Annotated in this window: 3 protein-coding genes and 1 pseudogene; 1 reads left to right on the top strand and 3 read right to left on the bottom strand. The window is 69.5% G+C overall.

All coding sequences use genetic code 11. The annotated features are described in order from the left end of the window. Both D0D37_RS46120 and D0D37_RS46115 read right to left on the bottom strand, forming a co-directional pair. On the bottom strand, positions 1–428 hold a 428-nt coding region (locus D0D37_RS46120; protein ID WP_116206871.1), incomplete at its 3' end, for a CoA-transferase. Next, entirely contained in the window at positions 425–1,135 is a 711-nt protein-coding gene (locus tag D0D37_RS46115; protein WP_116206870.1) for a CoA transferase subunit A, read from the bottom strand. The genes D0D37_RS46120 and D0D37_RS46115, both read right to left, overlap by 4 nt. A gap of 157 nt (positions 1,136–1,292) precedes the next feature. On the opposite strand from D0D37_RS46115, the gene D0D37_RS46110 reads away from it, so the two are divergent. Next, positions 1,293–2,057 (top strand): IclR family transcriptional regulator, encoded by a 765-nt coding sequence (locus D0D37_RS46110; RefSeq protein ID WP_244223922.1) that lies wholly within the window; start codon positions 1,293–1,295, stop codon positions 2,055–2,057. Positions 2,058–2,740: 683 nt separating this feature from the next. On the opposite strand, the pseudogene D0D37_RS46105 reads toward D0D37_RS46110, so the two are convergent. Next, positions 2,741–2,881, bottom strand: a pseudogene (locus D0D37_RS46105) (RNA polymerase sigma factor); the annotation flags it as partial.

Raw genomic sequence — 2,881 nt, 5'->3', positions numbered from 1 at the left:
GTAATGATCACCACCCGACGAGCCCCGGCGACAAGATCCATCGCCCCGCCCATCCCCTTGACCAGGGCCCCAGGCACAGTCCAGTTAGCCAAATCCCCATTGGCCCCGACCTGCAACGCCCCCAACAACGCCAGGTCAATGTGCCCACCGCGGATCATCGCGAACGACTCAGCGGAATCGAACAAACTGGCCCCAGGCTGCAACGTAACAGTCTGCTTGCCAGCATTCACCAGGTCAGGGTCTTCCTCGCCCTCCCAAGGAAACGGCCCCAGCCCAAGAATCCCGTTCTCGCTGTGTAACGTAACCTGCACACCGTCCGGAATATGATTGGCAACCTGCGTAGGAATCCCGATCCCGAGATTCACGTAATCGCCGTCCCGCAGTTCGCGAGCCCCGATCGTGGCCATGTCGTCCCGGTTCCAGCTCACGCCGACGCCTCCTCACGCACGCGCACGGTCCGCTTCTCGATCTGCTTTTCCCGCGCAGTCGCCTGGATCAACCGCTGCACGTAAATCCCCGGCGTGGTGATCCGCTCCGGATCCAGGTACTCCTCCGAGACCTGCTCGGCCTCGGCGATCGTCACCTTCCCGCACGTCGCGACGAGCGGGTTGAAGTTCCGCGAGGCGTACCGGTAGATCAGGTTGCCGGCCGGGTCCGCGACATACGCGTGCACCAGCGAAAGGTCGGCGACGATCCCGCGCTCCTGCACGTAGGTGACCCCGTCGAACTCGGCGTGCGGCTTGCCCTCGGCGATCGGCGTGCCGACCCCGGACTTGGTGTAGAACGCCGGGATCCCCGCGCCGCCGGCCCGCATCCGCTCGGCGAGCGTCCCCTGCGGGGTGAACTCGACCTCGACGGTCCCGTCGAGGTACTGCTGCGCGAACAGCTTGTTCTCGCCCACGTACGACGCCACGACCCGGCGCACCTGCCGGTTGTCGAGCAGAATGCCGAGCCCGGCCCCGTCGACTCCCATGTTGTTCGAGACGATCGTCAGATCGCGCACGCCCGAGTCCCGGACCGCCTCGATGAGGTCGTTCGGGTTCCCGGTGAGGCCGAAGCCCCCGACCGCGATCGTCAGCCCGTCCTCGAGCAGCCCGTCGAGGGCCTCCGCGGCGCTGCGGTACTTCGTCGGCACGGCATCCTCTCCACTTCGTTCGGTGAGTGGTCAGTCCCCGCATACAACCCAGCGCAGGCGAAACGGGTCAACCGACACGCCGGGATCCCCGGCAAACCTCTCGCGCACCGAACACCCGCGCCCGATGCGTCCACTGAGCGGACGTACCCTCGAACCCGTGCCCACCTCGCCTCCTGACCACGTAGTCGGACGGGTGTCCGCGGTCCTGCGCGCATTGTCCACCTACCGCGACGGAGCGTCGACCTCGCAGCTCGCGCGCCAGTGCGGCCTGGCCCGGCCGACGGTGCACCGGCTGCTCGCGTCGCTGGCCGCCGAGGGCTACGTCGACCGCGATCGGCAGAGCGGCCGCTGGTACCTGGGCCCGGAGCTGTACCTGCTGGGCGAGGCCGCCGCGCCGCGCTACGACGTGACGCAACAGGCGCGCGCGAGCGTCCACCGGCTGGCCGCCGCGACCGGGGAAAGCGCGTTCTTCTCCGCCCGCCGCGGCAACGAGACGGTCTGCCTGCTGCGCGAGGACGGCGACTTCCCGATCCGGTCGTTCGTGCTGTACGAGGGCGCGCGGTTCCCGCTGGGCGTGGTGTCGGCGGGGCTGGTGGTGCTGTCGATGCTGCCGGACCGGGAGGTCGAGGAGTATCTGTCCACAGTGGACCTGACCGGCGAATGGGGCCCGGCGCACCGGGCGGAGGACGTGCGGGCCCGGATCGCGCGGACGCGGGAGGACGGGTACTCGACCAACCCCGGGCTGGTGGTCGAGGGGAGCTGGGGGATGGCGGCTGCCGTGTTCGCCCCGGCCGGGGAGCCCGCGTGGGCGTTGACGTTGACCGGGGTGGAGTCGCGGTTCCGGGAGGAGCGGCGGGCCGAGCTGGGTGCGTTGCTGCTCAAGGAGGCGCATACGCTGACGAACGTGCTCCGGCAGGCGTGAGGGGTTGCTCCCCTCCGTCCGAACGCCGGTCAGGCTTCCTCGATGCGCTTGGTGTCGTCGTCCTCAGTGCAGGAGAGCGCTTCCAGATTCGCCAGCAAGTCGCGGGGCGACTTCAGCAAATGCTGGTTCTGTTCGAGCGCGCGAACTTGCGCGACCGAGAGGGTCTGGGAGAAGGAGTTGACCCGGCCTGCTTCGTCGGTCTGCTTCGCCACCAGCAGAGAGCCGACGAGCGCGACGAAGTTGTCGCACCCGGCTGCCGCGGCGAACAGCTTTTGCACCGCGTCGGCGTGCTGCGCGTTGACCTCGCTCATCGGTTTCTGCAAGGCGACGACTTCGACCGCGTGCTCGACCTTCTGCAGCCGCTGCTTGACTTCCGACCGGGACGCCGTGCGCTTCACCTTGAACGTGAACCGCTGCATCCAGGACGAGATCACCGGAGGCCCGTCCGGGACGGCGTCGATGCCCTCTTGCGCGAGCAAGTCCGTGAGCGCCTCTGCGAGTCGTCGCGCTGCCGCGTGATCGTCCCCGGCCACATAGACGAAGCAGGAGCGGTCCTGCACCCGGACGGCGTCGTCCCCGGGCACCGTGCGCCGCCGGGCGGAAAGATCGCGAACGCCGGCCCCGGTCCGGGAGGCCCCGGGCGCCGGGCCCGGCAATCGAGCCCGCCGCCCCGCGGCGACCGGCCGTTCGCCCCGCCCTCCTGCGAGCAGATCGCGCATCGAGTCGAGGCAGCGGCCCCTGGTGGGCCCCACGCTGCCGCGCGGCATCTGCATAGCCTCGGCGACCGCGCGGTACTCGGCACGGCCGGCGAGGACGGTCAGCCG

The sequence above is a fragment of the Amycolatopsis circi genome, from assembly GCF_003385235.1.
In the GTDB taxonomy this organism is placed as follows: domain Bacteria; phylum Actinomycetota; class Actinomycetes; order Mycobacteriales; family Pseudonocardiaceae; genus Amycolatopsis; species Amycolatopsis circi.
Note: the sequence above shows the minus strand (reverse complement) of the source record. Positions and strands in the feature narration are given on the sequence as shown.